17 protein-coding genes are annotated in these 19734 nt (G+C 55.7%); 11 read left to right on the top strand and 6 right to left on the bottom strand.

Annotated elements, in window-relative coordinates; all coding sequences use genetic code 11:
- Window positions 1–22 precede the first annotated feature (22 nt).
- The 9 genes from dnaN to ACGLHT_RS00835 all read left to right on the top strand — a co-directional run bounded on the left by dnaN (window position 23) and on the right by ACGLHT_RS00835 (window position 12150).
- Window positions 23–1126, top strand: a complete 1104-nt coding sequence (gene dnaN / locus ACGLHT_RS00875; protein WP_003260019.1) for a DNA polymerase III subunit beta — start codon at window positions 23–25, stop codon at window positions 1124–1126.
- A gap of 13 nt (window positions 1127–1139) precedes the next feature.
- Complete coding sequence (gene recF / locus ACGLHT_RS00870) at window positions 1140–2243, top strand: DNA replication/repair protein RecF (RefSeq protein WP_087500993.1); 1104 nt, start codon at window positions 1140–1142, stop codon at window positions 2241–2243.
- Between the two features lie 4 nt (window positions 2244–2247).
- Window positions 2248–4668, top strand: a complete 2421-nt coding sequence (gene gyrB, locus ACGLHT_RS00865; protein WP_013970249.1) for a DNA topoisomerase (ATP-hydrolyzing) subunit B — start codon at window positions 2248–2250, stop codon at window positions 4666–4668.
- Between the two features lie 836 nt (window positions 4669–5504).
- The gene (locus tag ACGLHT_RS00860; RefSeq protein ID WP_011953077.1) at window positions 5505–6143 is read left to right on the top strand and encodes a TnsA endonuclease N-terminal domain-containing protein; all 639 of its coding nucleotides are present in this window, start codon (window positions 5505–5507) and stop codon (window positions 6141–6143) included.
- Entirely contained in the window at window positions 6124–8082 is a 1959-nt protein-coding gene (locus ACGLHT_RS00855) for a DDE-type integrase/transposase/recombinase (protein WP_011953078.1), read from the top strand. The genes ACGLHT_RS00860 and ACGLHT_RS00855 overlap by 20 nt, the downstream gene beginning before the upstream one ends.
- Window positions 8079–9038, top strand: coding sequence for a TniB family NTP-binding protein (locus ACGLHT_RS00850; protein ID WP_010951429.1), 960 nt, complete (start codon window positions 8079–8081; stop codon window positions 9036–9038). Before ACGLHT_RS00855 ends, ACGLHT_RS00850 begins: the two co-directional genes overlap by 4 nt.
- Window positions 9039–9113: 75 nt before the next feature.
- Window positions 9114–11030 (top strand): TniQ family protein, encoded by a 1917-nt coding sequence (locus ACGLHT_RS00845; RefSeq protein ID WP_010951430.1) that lies wholly within the window; start codon window positions 9114–9116, stop codon window positions 11028–11030.
- Between the two features lie 56 nt (window positions 11031–11086).
- Complete coding sequence (locus ACGLHT_RS00840; protein WP_010951431.1) at window positions 11087–11446, top strand: histone-like nucleoid-structuring protein, MvaT/MvaU family; 360 nt, start codon at window positions 11087–11089, stop codon at window positions 11444–11446.
- 371 nt (window positions 11447–11817) lie between these two features.
- Window positions 11818–12150: a DUF2790 domain-containing protein gene (locus ACGLHT_RS00835; RefSeq protein WP_011953079.1), complete on the top strand. Its 333-nt coding sequence runs from the start codon at window positions 11818–11820 to the stop codon at window positions 12148–12150.
- Window positions 12151–12247: 97 nt separating this feature from the next.
- On the opposite strand, the gene ACGLHT_RS00830 is transcribed toward ACGLHT_RS00835, so the two are convergent.
- From ACGLHT_RS00830 to ACGLHT_RS00805, 6 genes are all read right to left on the bottom strand, one after another.
- A complete protein-coding gene (locus ACGLHT_RS00830) occupies window positions 12248–12703 on the bottom strand; it encodes a DUF411 domain-containing protein (RefSeq protein WP_011953080.1) in 456 nt (151 codons plus the stop codon).
- Window positions 12693–13472 (bottom strand): cytochrome c, encoded by a 780-nt coding sequence (locus ACGLHT_RS00825; protein WP_011953081.1) that lies wholly within the window; start codon window positions 13470–13472, stop codon window positions 12693–12695. The genes ACGLHT_RS00830 and ACGLHT_RS00825 overlap by 11 nt, the downstream gene beginning before the upstream one ends.
- 9 nt (window positions 13473–13481) lie before the next feature.
- Window positions 13482–14597, bottom strand: a complete 1116-nt coding sequence (locus ACGLHT_RS00820; RefSeq protein ID WP_011953082.1) for a copper resistance protein B — start codon at window positions 14595–14597, stop codon at window positions 13482–13484.
- Window positions 14587–14910, bottom strand: a complete 324-nt coding sequence (locus tag ACGLHT_RS00815) for a hypothetical protein (RefSeq protein ID WP_012269845.1) — start codon at window positions 14908–14910, stop codon at window positions 14587–14589. Before ACGLHT_RS00815 ends, ACGLHT_RS00820 begins: the two co-directional genes overlap by 11 nt.
- Before the next feature lie 14 nt (window positions 14911–14924).
- On the bottom strand, window positions 14925–16787 hold the full coding sequence (locus tag ACGLHT_RS00810) for a copper resistance system multicopper oxidase (protein WP_031314465.1): 1863 nt from the start codon (window positions 16785–16787) through the stop codon (window positions 14925–14927).
- 182 nt (window positions 16788–16969) lie between these two features.
- Complete coding sequence (locus tag ACGLHT_RS00805; RefSeq protein ID WP_011953085.1) at window positions 16970–17176, bottom strand: co-regulatory protein PtrA N-terminal domain-containing protein; 207 nt, start codon at window positions 17174–17176, stop codon at window positions 16970–16972.
- A gap of 166 nt (window positions 17177–17342) precedes the next feature.
- Between ACGLHT_RS00805 and ACGLHT_RS00800 the strand changes: the two genes are divergently transcribed.
- Both ACGLHT_RS00800 and ACGLHT_RS00795 read left to right on the top strand, forming a co-directional pair.
- A complete protein-coding gene (locus tag ACGLHT_RS00800) occupies window positions 17343–18020 on the top strand; it encodes a heavy metal response regulator transcription factor (RefSeq protein WP_011953086.1) in 678 nt (225 codons plus the stop codon).
- Window positions 18020–19426: a heavy metal sensor histidine kinase gene (locus tag ACGLHT_RS00795; protein ID WP_011953087.1), complete on the top strand. Its 1407-nt coding sequence runs from the start codon at window positions 18020–18022 to the stop codon at window positions 19424–19426. The genes ACGLHT_RS00800 and ACGLHT_RS00795 overlap by 1 nt, the downstream gene beginning before the upstream one ends.
- Window positions 19427–19734: the final 308 nt, after the last annotated feature.

Raw genomic sequence — 19734 nt, 5'->3', positions numbered from 1 at the left:
ATTGAAGGCAAGGGACTAGACCATGCATTTCACCATTCAACGCGAAGCCCTGTTGAAACCCCTGCAACTGGTCGCCGGTGTCGTCGAGCGCCGCCAGACCTTGCCGGTCCTGTCCAACGTATTGCTGGTCGTGCAAGGCCAGCAACTGTCGTTGACTGGTACCGACCTGGAAGTCGAACTGGTAGGCCGCGTGCAACTGGAAGAGCCGGCCGAGCCTGGCGAAATCACTGTCCCGGCACGCAAGCTGATGGACATTTGCAAAAGCCTGCCTAACGACGCCCTGATCGATATCAAGGTCGACGAGCAGAAACTGTTGGTCAAGGCCGGCCGTAGCCGCTTTACCTTGTCGACCCTGCCAGCCAATGACTTCCCGACCGTGGAAGAAGGCCCGGGCTCGCTGACCTGCAACCTGGAACAGAGCAAGCTGCGCCGCCTGATCGAGCGCACCAGTTTCGCCATGGCCCAGCAGGATGTGCGCTACTACCTCAACGGTATGCTGCTGGAGGTTTCCCGCAACACCCTGCGAGCTGTGTCCACTGACGGTCACCGCCTGGCGCTGTGCTCCATGAGCGCACCGATCGAGCAGGATGATCGCCACCAAGTCATCGTGCCACGCAAAGGTATCCTCGAACTGGCACGCCTGCTGACCGATCCGGAAGGCATGGTCAGCATCGTCCTGGGCCAGCACCACATTCGCGCCACCACCGGTGAATTCACCTTCACTTCCAAGCTGGTGGACGGCAAGTTCCCGGACTACGAGCGCGTACTGCCCAAGGGCGGTGACAAGCTGGTGGTCGGCGACCGTCAGGCGCTGCGTGAAGCCTTTAGCCGTACTGCGATTCTTTCCAACGAAAAGTACCGCGGTATCCGCCTGCAACTGGCTGCTGGCCAACTCAAAATCCAGGCCAACAACCCCGAGCAGGAAGAAGCTGAAGAAGAAATCAGCGTGGACTACGAAGGTAGCTCGCTGGAAATCGGCTTCAACGTCAGCTACCTGCTGGACGTGCTGGGCGTAATGACTACCGAGCAAGTTCGTCTGATCCTGTCCGATTCCAACAGCAGTGCCCTGCTGCAGGAAGCTGGCAATGACGATTCTTCCTACGTTGTCATGCCGATGCGTCTGTAACGTAGCAGGCGAAATGTCTCTTCGACGTATCATGGTCACCGCGGTGCGCAACTTGCACCCGGTGACACTATCACCGTCCCCCCGCATCAACATCCTTTACGGCGCCAACGGCAGCGGCAAAACCAGCGTGCTTGAGGCCGTGCACCTGCTCGGGCTGGCGCGCTCGTTCCGCAGCACCCGCCTGAACCCGGTTATCCAGTACGAACAATCGGCCTGTACCGTGTTCGGCGAAGTGCAATTGGCCGAGGGTGGCAGCAGTAACCTGGGTGTATCCCGGGAGCGGCAGGGGGAGTTCACTATTCGCATCGATGGGCAGAATGCGCGGAGTGCGGCGCAACTGGCTGAATTGCTACCGCTTCAGCTCATCAATCCGGACAGTTTCCGCTTGTTGGAAGGCGCTCCGAAAATACGCCGCCAGTTCCTGGATTGGGGGGTGTTCCACGTGGAACCTCGTTTTCTGCCAGCCTGGCAACGGCTGCAGAAGGCACTGCGGCAGCGGAACTCATGGTTGCGGCATGGTACACTTGACCCAGCTTCGCAAGCCGCCTGGGACCGGGAATTGTGCCTGGCCAGTGCGGAAATAGATGAATACCGTCGCAACTACATCAAGGCCTTGAAGCCCGTCTTCGAGCGAACCCTGAGCGAACTGGTCGAGCTGGACGGGTTGACCCTTAGCTACTACCGAGGCTGGGACAAGGACCGGGAACTGCAAGAAGTACTCGCTTCCTCTCTCCTTCGCGATCAGCAGATGGGCCACACCCAGGCCGGTCCGCAGCGTGCTGATCTGCGTCTTCGTCTGGCTGCCAACAATGCAGCCGACATCCTGTCGCGTGGTCAGCAAAAGCTGGTGGTGTGCGCATTGCGCATTGCCCAAGGCCACCTCGTTAGTCAGGCTCGCCGCGGTCACTGTATTTATCTCGTGGATGACTTGCCGTCCGAACTGGACGACCAGCATCGCCGCGCGCTGTGTCGCTTGCTTGAAGAATTACGCTGCCAGGTGTTCATCACCTGTGTAGATCACGAATTACTGAGGGAAGGCTGGCAGACGGAAACGCCAGTTGCTTTGTTCCACGTGGAACAAGGCCGTATCACCCAGACCCACGACCATCGGGAGTGAATGCATGAGCGAAAATCAAACGTACGACTCCTCCAGCATCAAGGTGCTGAAAGGTTTGGATGCCGTGCGCAAGCGCCCCGGCATGTACATTGGCGACACCGATGATGGTAGCGGCCTGCACCACATGGTCTTCGAGGTGGTCGACAACTCGATCGACGAAGCCCTCGCCGGTCACTGCGATGACATCACCGTCATCATCCACCCGGACGAATCCATCAGTGTGCGCGACAACGGTCGCGGCATTCCGGTCGACGTGCATAAAGAAGAAGGCGTTTCCGCAGCCGAGGTCATCATGACCGTGCTGCACGCTGGCGGTAAGTTCGACGACAACTCCTACAAGGTATCCGGCGGTCTGCACGGCGTAGGTGTTTCTGTAGTGAACGCCCTGTCCGAGAAACTGGTACTGACCGTTCGCCGTAGCGGCAAAATCTGGGAACAGACCTACGTTCACGGTGTTCCACAGGCGCCGATGGCGGTTGTCGGTGACAGCGAAACCACCGGTACCCACATCCACTTCAAGCCTTCGGCTGAAACCTTCAAGAACATTCACTTCAGCTGGGACATCCTGGCCAAGCGTATCCGCGAACTGTCCTTCCTCAACTCGGGCGTTGGCATCCTGCTGAAGGATGAACGTAGCGGCAAGGAAGAGTTCTTCAAGTACGAAGGCGGCCTGCGTGCGTTCGTTGAATACCTGAACACCAACAAGACCCCGGTCAACTCCCAGGTATTCCACTTCAACGTCCAGCGTGACGATGGCGTGGGTGTTGAAGTCGCCCTGCAGTGGAACGACAGCTTCAACGAAAACCTGTTGTGCTTCACCAACAACATTCCGCAGCGTGATGGCGGTACTCACCTGGTGGGCTTCCGGTCCTCGCTGACCCGTAGCCTGAACAGCTACATCGAACAGGAAGGCCTGGCTAAGAAGAACAAGGTGGCGACCACTGGCGACGACGCCCGTGAAGGCCTGACCGCGATCATCTCGGTGAAGGTGCCGGACCCTAAGTTCAGCTCGCAGACCAAGGACAAGCTGGTCTCCTCGGAGGTGAAAACCGCCGTGGAACAGGAGATGAACAAGTACTTCGCCGACTTCCTGCTGGAAAACCCGAACGAGGCCAAGGCCGTCGTTGGCAAGATGATCGACGCTGCCCGTGCCCGTGAAGCGGCACGTAAAGCCCGTGAAATGACTCGCCGTAAAGGCGCGCTGGATATTGCCGGCCTGCCAGGCAAACTGGCGGACTGCCAGGAAAAGGACCCTGCCCTTTCCGAACTGTACCTGGTGGAGGGTGACTCCGCGGGTGGCTCGGCGAAGCAAGGCCGCAACCGTCGTACCCAGGCAATCCTGCCGTTGAAGGGTAAAATCCTCAACGTCGAGAAAGCGCGCTTCGACAAGATGATCTCGTCCCAGGAAGTGGGCACGCTGATCACTGCATTGGGCTGCGGTATTGGCCGCGAAGAGTACAACATCGACAAGCTGCGTTATCACAACATCATCATCATGACCGATGCTGACGTTGACGGTTCGCACATCCGTACCCTGCTGCTGACCTTCTTCTTCCGTCAGCTGCCGGAGCTGGTCGAGCGCGGCTACATCTACATTGCCCAGCCACCGCTGTACAAGGTGAAGAAAGGCAAGCAGGAGCAGTACATCAAGGACGACGAGGCCATGGAAGAGTACATGACCCAGTCGGCCCTGGAAGATGCCAGCCTGCACCTGGACGAGTCGGCACCAGCGGTTTCCGGTGTGCAGCTGGAAGCACTGGTGAACGAATTCCGTAGTGTCATGAAGACACTCAAGCGTCTGTCGCGCTTGTACCCGGAAGAGCTGACCGAGCATTTCATCTACTTGCCGGAGGTCAGCCTGGAACAGCTGGGTGACCACGCTGTGATGCAAGCCTGGCTGGCCCAGTTCCAGGAACGTTTGAACAACAGCCAGAAGTCCGGCCTGGTTTACAAAGCCAGCCTGCGCGAAGACAAAGAGCGCAACGTATGGTTGCCAGAAGTGGAAGTTACCTCCCACGGCCTGGCCAGCTACGTCACCTTCAACCGGGACTTCTTCGGCAGCAATGACTACCGTACCGTAGTCAACATTGGTGCCAAGCTTTCCAGCTTGTTGGGCGAAGGTGCTTATGTGCAGCGCGGTGAGCGCCGCAAGGCAATTGTCGAGTTCAAGGAAGGCCTGGACTGGCTGATGAACGAAACCACCAAGCGCCACACCATCCAGCGATACAAAGGGCTGGGCGAGATGAACCCTGAGCAGCTGTGGGAAACCACCATGGACCCAACCGTCCGCCGTATGCTCAAGGTCACCATCGAGGATGCGATCGCTGCCGACCAGATCTTCAACACCCTGATGGGTGATGCGGTCGAGCCGCGTCGTGACTTCATCGAAAGCAACGCGCTGTCGGTATCGAACCTGGACTTCTGATCCGGTGTAGGTTCACAGAAAAGCTGCACGCTTTCACAAATAGATGACCGGCCGGGCTTCAACCATGGCCCCTGTCGGTCACCATCAAGCCCGCCTTCGCGGGCTTTTTTTTGCCTGGAATTCCTGCCGGGGCGCCCTACTCCGCTCATTGGAAAATGATGCAGATGGGGGGATTTGAGGAAGTGATTTGATGGGGCGCTGGAAGTGCTGAGAGGGTCGGCGGGCGGATCTGAGCAGCAGAGAGATTGAGAGGACTTTAAAACTAATATTTGAACACCTTAATAGTTAATTAAGCGTACGTGTTAAGTATTAATTTGAACAATTTAGTATGGAAATGGAATTTGGTGGAAGTTGCCATTTTGGATTTTTTGTAGATTTCGAAGGGATGTTGGAATAAGATCTATGACCAACTTTTCCGCTTTGCACTGAAGATTTTCAGCCAAATCAGCTGTTTGAAGCGAGAGCTTCAGACCTGATCCAAATTGCTCCAGCGATCACGAAGTGGCCGTTTAGAAATAAAGAGAGCAAGCCGATTGCTTTAGATTCTGATCAGTCATGAGAGTCATGACCAATGAGAGAAAAGGAGACCTGAAAATGTAGAAAAACGCGATCAATCCCGAGAGGACTGACCGCGCTTAGCGAAGCAGACTTGCGTCCTCAGAACCCGCAATGTCTGCTTTTTCGAAGCGACTGTCAATCCTCTCCCATTTTTTCGACCTTAGCGAGGTTACTCGACGGCACAGTGTTGCCTGTCGAAAGGCCTCACTTCGCCCGCCCTGCGCCTTGATTTTTTGGCGCAGCGTCGGCGCTCGTTTCGAGATTTTCGGAGGTGTTTCATGACAGTACGAAAGGTGGTCACGCGGCGGTCCAACCATTACCGCGGCTACTTCCCATCGCTCAAAAATAAAAAGCCTGTGCCCTGGGAGTCCCAGCTCGAAGGCGCTCTTTTTCGGCTTCTTGAGCTGTCTCCTGCGGTCATCGGCTACGTCCCGCAGCCCAGTGAGGAACGTGTTCCATCGCTCCAGGGCTACTTCAAATATTACCCAGACGTACAGGTTTTCCTCGCGGATGGGCGCGAGTGGTGGTTTGAAGTGAAGCCTCACGACCGACTGAAGATTGCCAGCGTCAGGCAGCGACTGGATGCCGCTGAGCGCTACTTCAACGCCACTGCCCGTAACTTTTCGGTGATCACTGAAAAGTTAATTGAAGCTGAACCCCTGGCTACCAATCTTAGAAGGCTGATGTATCACCGGCGCGGTCCAGAGCTTTCGCATCAGGCGTTGGAGGAGGTAATGGCGACCTTCAACGAATGGCCGCCTATGACCGTTGCAGATCTGCTCTACGTGGTTGGTGAGGGGAAAGCCTGGCGCTTGTTAGGCCTTGGGGTGGTGGGCATTGACCTTGATAGGTCAATTGACACTGACTCCCCGGTCTTCCTGCAAGGGGGGCACCGTCATGCAAACCTTTTCCCTTAGGGTGAAATTGGTCGTCATCGTTCGTGGCGTACTGATGGTGCTTGAGAAGAGGCTTATTGACCGGAAGCTGCTCTTTTTCGATGAGCTTGGTGAGCCCACGAAGCTATCCGAGAAGGAGTTCTATGAGGCCTACGAGAAGCGCGAGATCGAGATCTCCGCTGATCAGCCATACCTTGGGAGGGTTCCGTATGTGCGGAACGTCCCTCCAGATATTTCATGCTTCCCCAAAAAACATGGAGATGAGGCATTGCGTCGACGCAAGTATCTGGACGACCTAACTAAGCGCGGTAAATACAAGCTACCGGGTGACGAAGACATGATCAAGAAGCTTAGAGATATCGCCAAAAAGATTGGGGATGCGTGCGCACCCTCGGTTTCCACTATTCGACGTTGGGCAGCCAAATACATTGGCCAGAACGTAGTAAAGCTTATCCCTCAGCATGCCAAAAAGGGTCGGGCTGCCGCGATACAGGGAGAGCTCGAAGTTATTCTTGAAGGGGTGATTAATAAAACCTACCTGCAGGATACGATTCCAGCGGTCAGCGTGGTCGTTTCAGAATTCGAGGATCAGATAAAAGAGAGGAACAAAAGTCGTTTGCCTTCGGATCAGCTCAAGATCCCAAGCGGAATGACTGTCCGAAGGTACATCGCCAAGCTGGATCCGTACCTTGTGGATAAGGAGAGGCTCGGAAAACACGCAGCAGACAAGAAGCACCGTGTTGCGGCGGGTGTCCTACGTGTCCATGAGATTTTGGAACGTTGGGAAATTGATCACACCTTGTTGGACGTCCAGCTTGTGGATGAAACCTCGGGGCTGTGCATTGGGCGCCCCTATCTGACGATCGTCCTCGACCGCTTCTCTCGAATGGTGATGGGATATTTGCTCCACCTGTCGGCGCCAAATACGGAAACCGTGCTTCGTGTGATCGAACGCTCAATCCGTCCAAAAGCCGAATTGCTGAAGCGCTTTCCGAAAGTGAGAAATGAATGGTGGGCACGTGGGCTGCCGGCTCGAATAGTCCCAGACAACGCAGCGGAATTTCACGCGGGCGATCTCATCATGGGATTCAACGAGTTGGGTATCGAGATCATGTATCCCGCTTCAAGGGCCCCTCAAAGGAAAGGTGCCGTCGAACGCTTTTTCAGCACACAGAACCTGGGGCTTATCCACAACCTCCCGGGTACCACCTTCTCGAATATCCAGCAGCGTGGCGATTACGACTCGGAGAAGAATGCATGTTTCACGCTCCCTCAATTGGAGGCGGTGGTAGTGAAATGGATCGTCGATGGTTACCACCAGACTCCTCATCGGGGGCTGGACAACAGAACACCGGCTCAAGTCTGGGGGACTAGCGAGGCGAACCATGTCATCAGCCTTCCCGTCGACCTGGACTCGTTGGAGTGCATTCTGGCCAAGCGGGCCTCGGTGAAGGTTCACCATTACGGCATCGAGGTTGCCAAAGTGGGCTACCACTCTACGGAACTTGCTGAGCTCCGTATGCGTTTGGCAGACGGAGAAAAGGTAAACGTCCGCTATCGAGACGAAGCCGGGCACGTTTGGGTTCACGACCGCTTCAGAAACTTGTTCTTCAAAGTGCCCGCCAAAGATGAGCGAATGGCCGGTAAGAGCAGGGAGGTGTGGAAGGCTGCCGAGAAAGCGCTGCGAGAAAAATATAATGAGCAGCCTAGCTTCGAGGCTACGCACAGGTGCTACCAGGAAATTATGGAAGATGCAGACGAGGCCCGCCGTTCGCAGACGCTCAGAAAACGACGCGCAGCTGCCATAGCGAAAATCGACAAGGAGGGTCGAGTGACCGAAAGCACGCCTCCACCCAAGGTACTCGCTGAAGTGGAATGGACCGGTGACTCTATTCCTAACATTCCGCCAGCAGCCTTCAAGGTCTCGGTTCGTCGCCCTGCTGGGAGTTCTAAGCCATGAACGCCATCAATCTGTACGAATGCTACGAGCATGGTGAATACAGCTTTACGCTCCGCGATCGTTTTATTCACAGCCCTCAAGTCGAGCGAGCGTTGACGCGACTAGGCGATATCCACGGCGATAGTCGGCGTACCAGAGCAAGTAAAGGGTTGCTGATCCAAGGTCCAAGCGGAGTGGGCAAGAGCACATTGGTCAAGGAGTACATTCGGTCATTGGAGGAATTGGAGAGCCATGACCCACAGAAGCGGACAGTTCTGTTCGTCGAGATGCCTTCGTCTCCAACCAAAAAGAACCTGGCAGCAGCCATTTTGGCAGAGCTGAAGGATCCCTTCGCAGAGGCACGAGGACATTCGGCAGAGGTTAAATTTGCGCGAGTAGTCCTGCTGCTGAAGAACCTTGGCGTGGAGATGTTGGTCCTCGATGAGGCGCAGCACCTGGTCGATTATCGTCGTAATGGTGCGTATGAGGCAGCAGACTGGATCAAGAGTCTGATGAATGAAACCAGTATCGCGTTTGTTCTGATTGGGCTGAAGCGCACCGAAAATCTCCTGCTAGCAAACGAGCAACTGCGACGCAGGTTTTCGGCCACGGTGGCATACGATCGCTTCACCTTCTCCGCTAATACGTCTCTTCATTTCGTGATGTTGTTGCAGGCAATCGAGGGCGAACTGCCTGTTCAAACCATCAGTTTTGTAGAGCCAGCGATGATTAAACGCTTCTACCTGGCTTCCTATGGATTGATCGACTACCTCATCAAGATTGTGGACAGGGCTGTTTGGCTGGTTCAAGTCCAGGACCTTGTCGGGATTGAACTTCCTGTGCTGGCCCAGGCTTTTGAAGACGAGGTTTGGAGCTACGCCACCGAGGATCGAAACCCCTTCAGTGCGAGCTTCAATTTCCAGCCTCTGTTCGGGAAGCGGGAGCCGTTTGAGACGTTCGAAGAGAGCAGTACCTGACGGCCAAGGGCCGGGCTTATCGGCCCGGCTCTACTCCCCTGATTTTTATGTCTTCGATTTCATGGATGTGTAGGAATGTTTGGTCTTTTAATCAACCCACGACCACACCAAGACGAAAGTCTTTTGGGGTACCTGCAGCGCCTGGCGAAAGCCAACGGATTACCCAGAAAGGAACTGCTCACCGCCTTTGCACGAGCCGACGAGACCGATGTTGCGGACTGGCTGCAGATGATGGAAGGACCACTGAGCTGGCCTGCGGTATCTGCTGAGTTTCGTGATCCAAGGCCCAAGGGGGTCAAGTTATGGACGACTCATCACGCTCGTTACTGTCCGATCTGTTTGGGCGAAGCCGGTTATTGGAGAGAAAGCTGGGGCTTGACCCTGGTTACGACGTGTTCTGTCCACGGCACTGAACTCCACGGGCGGTGCCCCAACTGTCTGAAGGAAACCGATCCAAGCGCAATGAGTGCGAATAGTTGCCAAGCGTGTGGCACCTCATTGAGTGGGACCAATTTTGAGATCGCGCCGGCGAGTGATACGGCCGCCTGGCTCACCTCTGGCTTTGAAGATAGGTTTTACGCCGACTCGTTGCCAGCTGACGCGGGATTGGCGGCCCTCACCTACGAACAGTTTCACGAGTTGTCATCGCGTCTCGCTGTCAGAAGTTTGCCTACGGAAAGAACCCAGCCGCTGAAGGTTGCTGATTCGGGTTCGCTAGAGATATCGCGGCTTATGGCAAACGCGGCGGGCGTGGTTCTCATGAACTGGCCTCTCGCATTCAGAGAACTGCTGAGTGGCCTCAAGGCAGTCCATTCCGATAACGAACATTGGACGCTCAGCAGATCGTTCGGCCCGATATACCACGACATCCACCGTGATCTGGATGACTCTTGTTTTGACTTTCTTCGTCGAGAGTTCGAATCATTTCTGCAGCATGCGTGGGAAGCACCGTTAGCGAAGCGAAATCGCAATTTGAGTGAGGAGACGATTGAGAGACATCGTTGGGTGTCGTTCGATTCTGCTGCTGAAGCTTGTGGTCTCGGGGTATCAGTCATAAAACGCCTTCATCAGGAGGGACAAATCGCCTATCGGGAGAAGGTCCATGAAGATCGAGTCTTTACGGTCGTGGACCTGGATCATTTGAAGGCAATCTCGCAGCATCTCCAGGGCGTGGCTGATATGAAAGAAACCTCGACTTTGCTAAGCCTCTGTCGCAATCGGGTTAGGCAGCTGCTAGCTGGTGGTACCCTCCAGTTCTTTGGTGGAGAACCGCGCCCAGGCGAAAGGTGGCTGATTGACTGCCGCTCGATCAACGAATTGATTGATGAGAAGCTGCCTACCAGCTCTGACCAGAGCCTGGTGTCGATCAACTACTTGGCCAAGCATTCTCTGCCCAAGGGGGGTGGGTTGGTCGAGTTGGTTCAGGCAATACGTGCAGGTGAACTTCGCGCTTACGGCCCAGCTGAGAATGGCTCGGTTGCGGTAGGGGCGTGGTTACTCAAGCCGCAAGATTTTGCAGCGTGGCAACAAGCCCGAGCTGAGAACAAGAGTCCGGTCTTTCCCGGCCTGTCGGTAGTCAAGGCTGCTGCGCTGTTAGGCGTCAAAGAACAATGCGCATACGCGTTCGTTCGACTGGGTCTGCTATGGAGCACTGCTGTCGAACGAGGCCGGCGTACGCAATTGATGGTTAAGCCTCAAGCCATCGACAGATTCAGGCGTGGCTATATCTTGGGACCGGAGATTGCGGTGTATTTGGGGAAGTCGACCAGGGAGGCGTTCAAGCACCTTTGGGAGGCCAGGTTTCGCCCCGTTGCGGGGCCATCCATTCCAAACGCGGCTTGCCGGCAGTACGTTTGGGTAAGAAGCAAAAAGCTGATCGATTACCTCGCAAGTGAAGCCGCCCAGATCGACGATCCTGAAGCCATCACGTTTTTATCCACACCGATCGCTCAGCCTCGTGATTGCCGATTCAGGCATGTGGGATCAAGATAGTTAGCACGCTTTCTTTCTTGATTGCTAAAATCATCGAACCCATTTTGGAGAATCTTATGTCCCGTCTCGCTGAATTCCGCCTGCTCGAACAACAGCTCGCAGCCCAACTGGCGGAGCTGGAAGCGCTGAAAAATGACTCTGCCCTGAAGCAGGAAATGGAATTTGAAACGAAGCTGCGCAGTTTGCTCAACGAGTATGGCTACGGCCTGCGCCAAGTGGTGCTGATCCTCGATCCGCAAGCGGTGGCTTCCACTGATATGGCCCCAAAAACCTCTCGGAAACCACGCGAAGTGAAGGTCTACAAGAATCCACACAGCGGAGAGGTTGTTGAGACCAAGGGTGGTAATCAGCGTACGCTTAAGGCCTGGAAAAACGAGTATGGCGCTGAGGTAGTCGAGTCTTGGCTCGCCAATTGATTGCACTGCAGGCGGCTTCTGGCACGAGATGAATCGTGGTGCGCCCCGAATGCAAATTCCCATTCTGGGGCGTGACGAAATTTTCTGCGGGTGGTGGATTTAGAGAATTAAAACTGTCGCTAGAGGGTCCCGTCTTTCGCGGCCTGCAGCCATTTGGAGAGGAAACGCAAAACTGTCGCAATCACCCAAAACGCCGGTTCAGACTGATTCGCTAGAGAATTAAAACTGTCGCAGCCTGAAACGACGCGGCTTTCACGTGTATTCAGAGCCATCATTATCGATAGCCTGCTTACAAACATGTAATTCCTGGATCACGTGGATGACAGCTCCCAGTCGGTAAGCTTCACTCATGTCTTCATGGAGTAACAGAAATGAACACCGCTAAAAGCATTGCCGCCCTCATGCTCGTAATCGCCTCCTCATCCGCTTTAGCTGAAGGAGGATCTGATCGCTTACACGGAAAGATGATTCAGGCAAATGAGCAAGCAATGCGTGCCTACGCCGCTGCCAATGGAAAAAAACCACCTGAAGTGATCCATTATCGCTACGGAATGAAACTGGATGTGGCGAGAGTTATCAGTATGACTTCGCTCAAAGGTAGCTGCGACGTGATGCCGACACAGATGAATTACGAGGACTCAACAGGTGAGTTGAAAATCCTCGAATATCGCTCTGCTGGAATTAACTGTAGAGGTCAAAACTGACCGAAGGGACAGGGTAAGTCTTGGAGTAAGCTGACCACGACCAGCGCTGCAGCTGGTCGGCTGGCCGGCAGAAGCCCTTCCCCCGGGGCATCTTGCATTACGTGTCAGGATAACTGGCAACTACTTGATCGTCCCCACTCTTGGTGAGGCCGATGACTTGATAGGCGTGTTTCATGCCATCAACCTCCATACCTGGTGAGCCAGCGGGCATGCCAGGTACCGCGACGCCTGCCAGGTCGTTGCGCTTTATGAGCTCCTGCACCTGGGCTGCGGGGACGTGACCTTCCACAAACTTGCCATCGATAACCGCGGTGTGACACGAAGCCAGCCTCGGAGCTACTCCTAGCTCTTGCTTCACCGCCCTCATGTCCGTTTCAACGTGGTCGACGACCTTGAAGCCGTTTGCCTCCAAGTGCGCTATCCATTTCTTACAGCAACCGCAATTAGCGTCCCGGTGCACATCGATAGTCAGGGGCTCCGCAGCAAAGGCGGCTGAGGCGATTAGAAGTGACGCTGCGGTACTTAAACCGAGGAAGCGGCGCTTACTTGTCATGAGTGTGCTCCTTCCCGTCTTTGTGCACATGGGTTTTGGGAGTAGAACCTGTGTGGTGGTCCGAGTGCGCCTCGCCGGACTCGTGTTCACCGTGGTGCTCCGCTACTGATGAAGACTCCGAATGCGAACTGCCATGATCATGACTTTCCTCAGCCACGCCGTTTGCTGCGGAATCATCATGATTTCCATGACCTGATTTCGCACCACCGTGTTGGCCTTCATGGTTATGCATATCGCTTTCGCCACCGCCATGTTGGTGACCACCACTGGAAGCGACCATCATCTGGTACTGCTCAGCATTGAGTTGCGGTAGCTGGTCCAGGAACGCGACGATTCCCCAGATGTACTGGTCGTCCATGCTCTTACCCCAGGCTGGCATGCCTGTCGCTTTGATACCGTGCTTGATGGTCCAAAACGCAGCAGCAGGGTCACCGCTTACACCTATCTCGGTGAGGTTTGGTGGGGATGGGTATAGGGCTTGGCTGAGTTCAGTTTTCTCCACCCCTGGCGCGAGGTGGCAACCGATACACATGGCGTTGTAGTTGCCTGCCCCTGCTTGGATGAGAGCAGGATCTTTAAGGTTTGGCACCTCAATGTCGCTTGCTCGGACTTCAATCGAGCGATCCCGCGCCATGGCCAAAAACGCATGCACAGCGGGGAAGTGTGGGTCGTCCGCACCAACGTTCACGAGACCGAAGTAAGCAGCACCTAGCACTGCTGCGCTAGTAACAGCACCTGCCGCCACCAGCGTTGTAATTGTTTTTTTCATGTTGAGTTCTCAAAACCACATCCGAATACCGGCCACAAAACGAGCTTCGTCCACGTCCCCGCCTTCATCCCGAATGAAATCGGCGGTTTTGCCGTAGGAACGGCTCCAGGTGACACCTATGTATGGCGCGAACTGGCGAACAATCTCGTACCGTAACCGCAGCCCGACTTCGGTGTTTGCCAGGCCAGAGCCGACGCCGCGTTCCGGGTCGTTCTTGCCATAAAAGTTGGCCTCAGCGGTTGGCTGAAGAATTAAACGATTGGTTAGCAAGATGTCGTACTCGCCCTCCAGACGGGCAGCGGTTTGACCGTTCTCGCCGATAAAGGCGGTGGCTTCAGCTTCGAAGTCATACAGGGCCAGGCCCTGAATACCGAACGCAGCCCAGGTCTGCGGATCCTCCGGTTTGAAATCCTGCCGGACGCCGGCGACAACATCCCACCACGGGCTTACCGAGCGGCCATAGAGGAGCTGCAGCTCAGCATCTTCAGTCACACCATTGGTTCGTTCACCTTCCGAGCGAATCCAGAGCCTATTGATATCGCCGCCCACCCAGCCGGATGCATCCCAAGCAAGCGTGCTACCTTCATCGGCATCTTGGTATTCCAGTTGGTCTAGCAAGAAAAAGCTGTTGAACCCGCTGTCATCCATTTTGTGCCCGTCAAGCGGGGGGAAGGCAGCCTGCCGGTCGGCATCAGTCAGCACCGGGATTGGCGTACGGCTGGTCGGGGTCGGCGAATCAGCGTTCCCGTTTCCCATCGTGGAATGACCCATCGCGCCATGATCCATGCCTTCCATGGACCCGTGATCCATGCCTTTCATGCTTCCATGGTCCATCTTGCTGTGGTCCATCGAGGCGGGTTTCGCTTTGGGCTGGCCATGGCCCATTTTGCTGTGATCAACGGGTGCAGGTTGCGTGGGTTGCTTGCTCGCGCCCATCTGGCTGTGGTCCATGCCCGGCATCGCAGCCTGTGATGAGGCGTGGTCCATCTGCATGGCACCGTGGCCCATTGCCGAGTGGTCCATTCCGGAATGATCCATTTCAGCGGCGAAGCTGGGCGAAACGCCCAGCACACCTAAAGAAACGGCGAATGCCAGCAGCGATGGTCGTGCAACGCTATTGGCCATTTTTCCCTGCCTTAGCTTTGTCGCTGCCATGCGATTCCATCATTTTGCTGTGATCCATTCCTTCCATGGAACCATGATCCATGCCCTCCATAGAGCCATGATCCATGCCTTTCATGGAGCCGTGATCCATGCCTTCATGGTTCATGCCCTGGGCTTGCTTGCTCTTCGAGCCGTTCGATTGCGCCGCGTTGGACGACTTTTGAGAGTGCTGATCATGGTTGTCACTGGACCAGGAAGACGGGGCGTACACCGCGAGCAGGCCAACCATCGCGGCAGAGAGGAAAAAGGCGCTTCGTTTCATTGGTTTGCTCATCTCGTATCTCCAGTTCATTCGTCCACGCGGACTTCTCGGAACATGCCCATCTCCATGTGGTACATGAGGTGACAGTGATAGGCCCAGCGCCCGAGTGCATCTGCGGTTACGCGATAGCTTCGTTTCGAGCCAGGCGGCATATCGATCGTGTGTTTTCGCACCATGAAATTGCCGTCCTCATCCTCCAGGTCACTCCACATGCCGTGCAGATGGATGGGGTGAGTCATCATGGTGTCGTTGACCAAGGTAATACGCAGGCGCTCGCCGTACTTGAGCCGCAGCGGCTCTGCGTCAGAAAACTTGATCCCATCGAAGGACCAAGCGAACTTTTCCATATGCCCGGTAAGGTGCAGTTCGATTGTCCGGCCAGGTTCCCGGCCGTCAGGGTCGATGAAGGTGCTACGCAAATCCGAATACGTGAGAACCCGACGCCCGTTATCGCGAAGCCCGATCCCCGGATCGCTCAGCTTTGGCGTAGGGGTCATGGTCTGCATATCGACCAGAGGGTTGTTTGTTTCGGAGGCGGGATGGTTCTGCATGGCACCGCTGGCGGCCATATTGCTTTGGTCCATACCGGTCATGTTGCCGTGGTCCATGCCAGCCATCTTGCTATGGTCCATACCGGCCATGCTGCCGTGGTCCATGCCAGCCATCTTGCTATGGTCCATACCGGCCATGCTGCCGTGGTCCATGCCAGCCATCTTGCTGTGGTCCATACCGGCCATGCTGCCGTGATCCATGCCACCCATGCTGCCGTGGTCCATCCCCATATCACTCATGGAGATGAGAGGCCTTGGATCTACAGCCGGCACCGGTGCCTGCAGGCCCTCACGGACAGCCAAGGTACCCCTTGAATAGCCGGTGCGATCCATGGATTGAGCAAAGATGGTGTAAGCCTGCTCGTTTTCAGGCTCGACAATGACATCGTAGGTTTCAGCAACGGCAATCCGGAATTCATCGATCGACACTGGCTTAACGTACTGACCGTCGGCTGCGACAACCGTCATTTTCAAGCCGGGGATCCGCACGTCGAAATAGGTCATCGCCGAGCCATTGATAAAGCGAAGCCGGATTTTCTCCCCTGGCTTGAAGATTCCCGTCCAGTTCCCATTTGGCGCCTGGCCGTTCATGAGGTAGGTGTAGGTGTGCCCGCTCACGTCAGCGAGATCGGTTGGGCTCATCTTCATCTCGGCCCACATCTTTCGATCGGCCACAGCAGCAGACCAACCTTTCTCGCTCACGTCGTCGACGAAGTCGCCAACGGTGCGCTTGTGGAAGTTGTAATAGTCCGACTGTTTTTTGAGCTTGGACATAACCCGCGCCGGGTCTTCGTCGGTCCAATCACTCAGCATGACGACATAGTCACGATCGTAGGTGAAAGGCTCTGGATCCTTGGCATCAATCACCAGCGCACCGTAAACACCGACCTGCTCCTGGAAGCCCGAATGGCTGTGGTACCAGTAGGTGCCGTTCTGGTGGACCTTGAACTTGTACTCGTACATGCCGTCGGGAGCGATGCCATGGAAGCTTAGACCCGGCACGCCGTCCATATTCGCCGGCAGGATGATGCCGTGCCAGTGGATGGACGTGTCCTGCTTCAAGCGGTTGCGAACCCGTAGCGTGACCGTGTCGCCTTCGCGCCAACGGAGTATTGGTCCTGGCAGCGAACCGTTGATGGCCATCGCCGTTCGAGCTGCCCCGGTAATGTTCACCGGGAGCTCCCCGATGTACAGGTCAAAATCGGTGCCGGTCAGTACGTTAGGCTGGCCAGGGCTGGTTACGGCCCAGACCGGCGCGCGCCACATGCCCAGCCCACCCAGTAGTCCGGTAGCAGCCAGGCCTTTGACGAATGAACGTCTCGTGGTTTTGCTTTGCATGCCGTTGCGTCCAATCAGGTAGATCGCTGATATCCAGACTGCGGGATCCGCAGCCATCTGGTTTCAATTGAGCTCCCCCAAGCCTCGTAGACTTTCGCCAAAGCACAAGGATTGCGGGAGGCAATACCCCGAAAGCTGACATAGTTCAGATTCCGGGGTGATTACATTTCTGTAAGCTAAGCTCAGCAGCTCTCGTGGCCGGGGTGCTTTTGGCTTTGGGCGGTAACAGGAGCCTCTGCTTTTTTCTCCTGAGCAACCTGGTAAGCCTGCATGGAAGATGCACGTGCAGCTTCCATCCTGGCGAAGGTGCGATCCGCGCCGCCTTCAGCCAGGGCGAGGCTCGCCATGCCGAAGGTGACTACCATCACAATCGCTTTGATCATGTTCATTTGCGTTTCCTCTAAGGGTCAGTTTCGCCTGATTGGCGCCGTTCACAGTGCTCAAGCTAGCTACCCGGCACTGTCAGCAAGCTGAGCCCGACATTACTTTTCCGTCAGCTTCTGGTTGGGTGCCTTTTTTGCTGCACACTGAAGGGCATCCAAGGGGGCGCAGCAGATGAAATTACTCGTAGCCGAAGATGAGCCAAAAATCGGGGCCTACCTGCAGCAAGGGCTGACGGAGGCAGGCTTTACCGTCGATCGTGTGGTCACAGGGACCGACGCGCTGCAATACGCTTTGAGCGAGGCGTATGACCTGCTGATTCTTGATGTAATGATGCCGGGGCTAGACGGCTGGGAGGTGCTGCGGATGGTACGTGCGGCAGGGAAAGAGGTCCCAGTCTTGTTTTTGACGGCCCGTGATGGCGTGGACGATCGCGTGAAAGGGTTAGAACTCGGGGCTGACGATTACCTGGTCAAACCCTTTGCATTCTCGGAACTGCTAGCGCGTGTGCGCACTTTGCTGCGAAGAGGCAGCAGTGGCTATGCTCAGACCACTATGAAGATGGCTGACCTGGAGGTAGACCTGCTTAAGCGCCGGGCCACCCGAAATGGCAAGCGGATCGACCTCACAGCCAAGGAGTTCTCCTTACTGGAACTACTCATGCGCCGACGCGGCGAGGTACTGCCGAAGTCCCTGATCGCATCGCAGGTGTGGGATATGAACTTCGACAGCGACACTAACGTGATCGAGGTTGCTGTTCGTAGGTTGCGGGCCAAGATTGATGACGATTTCGCCCCCAAGCTCATACATACAGTTCGTGGCATGGGCTATCTGATGGATGTTCCCGAGTAATGCGCGCCCAATCGTCGCTCGTTAAACGCCTTACCCTCATGTTCATGTTCGCGGTCATCGCCGTATTGGTCGTTGCCGGCGTGAGCTTCTACATGCTCAGTCAGCACCATTTCCAGATGCTGGATGAGCAAGCCCTGGCCGAGAAACTCGAATCCACCCGGCACATCCTTTCACTTTCAGCAGCACGTGATGAACTTGAGGATCAGGAGCCTCAACTGCGTGCTTTGTTGGGGGCTCATCAGGACCTTTCTGCGGAGATTCTTGATGCTGACGGTACTGTCCTGTTCTCGGACTCCAAGGCATCCCGCATCCCTGAGCGCTTTAAGCAGGCCTCTTCTGGCGCCGTTTGGGACTGGCAAATCGACTCGCGGAACTTCCGGGGGATTACCTCTCAACTGGCTATAGCGCAGGCGCAGGCGCCGGTAACAGTCATGTTGATGCTGGATGTCACCAGCCATGCCCACTTTTTCAAGACGCTGCAATGGTGGTTCGGCATTGGCTTGGTCATCAGCGCTCTGGTTAGTGCAGGATTGGGGTGGATCGTGGCCAAGAGCGGTCTTCGGCCGGTTGGGCAGATCACCAAGGTGGCGACATCCATGTCTGCCCGGTCCCTTCGCGAGCGAATTCCATTGGAGCCCGTGCCGCTTGAATTGCAGGAGCTGATCCTCTCCTTCAACGGAATGCTTGCACGCCTGGAAGACGCGTTCGTCCGGCTATCAAACTTCTCAGCCGACATCGCACATGAGCTGCGGACTCCGGTAAGTAATCTTCTGACGCATACCGAAGTCGTTCTGACCAAAAAACGCGACCTCGATGCCTACGAAGACAACCTCTACTCCAATCTTGAAGACCTCAAGCGCATGTCGCGCATGATCGATGACATGCTGTTCCTGGCAAAAGCTGATAACGGCTTGATCATCCCCGAGCAGGTTGATATCGATCTGGTCGGGCTAGTGTCCAGACTGATTGAGTACTACCAGCTTGCAGCCGAAGACCGAAGCATTCGGCTTGCCCTTCAAGGCGAAGGTACGATCCGTGGTGACCGGCTAATGATTGACCGGGCGGTTTCCAACATTCTATCCAACGCTTTGCGCTATACCCCCGAAGGCCACGATATCGCCGTCCGGATTGTCGAGGCGGCTGATCAAGTGAACCTGTCCGTCCAGAACAATGGGGCCACGATTGATCCGGAACATATCAACAAAATCTTCGACCGGTTCTATCGCGCTGACCCTGCAAGGCGGGAAGGAAGCCCAAGCAACGCCGGCTTGGGTCTGGCCATAACGCGTTCGATCATCGAGGCTCATGGTGGGCGAATTTGGTGTACCTCCGCTGACGGCGTGACGAGTTTTCACATCGCTCTGCCGCACGCCAAACAATCCACTTCCAAGCCTCAAACGGCTTAATGCTCATTTCATGCGTGTAACCTATACTCGGCCATCATGAACCGGCTCCTACGACTGTTCACCATCCTGCTTCTAATCGCATCGCTTCCTCTCAACGGCATGGCGGGAGTCGACTCAGCCATTGAACCATGCCCCATGCAAACCATGGGGATGGAGATGATGGCGGGGATGGATCACGATTGTTGCCAGGATACTGATCCAGGATCAGCTGCCGACCACTCCAAAGCCTGCAAAGTGGGCCAGGAGTGTAGAACCGCGAGCACAGTTCAGGTCGAAATAATTAACCCCACGCTCACCTATTCTGCGCC

It is taken from the genome of Pseudomonas sp. PsB (genome assembly GCF_043658375.1).
Lineage (GTDB): Bacteria > Pseudomonadota > Gammaproteobacteria > Pseudomonadales > Pseudomonadaceae > Aquipseudomonas > Aquipseudomonas putida_Z.
The sequence above is the reverse complement of the archived record's forward strand: the minus strand, read 5'-3'. Positions and strand labels throughout refer to the sequence as shown.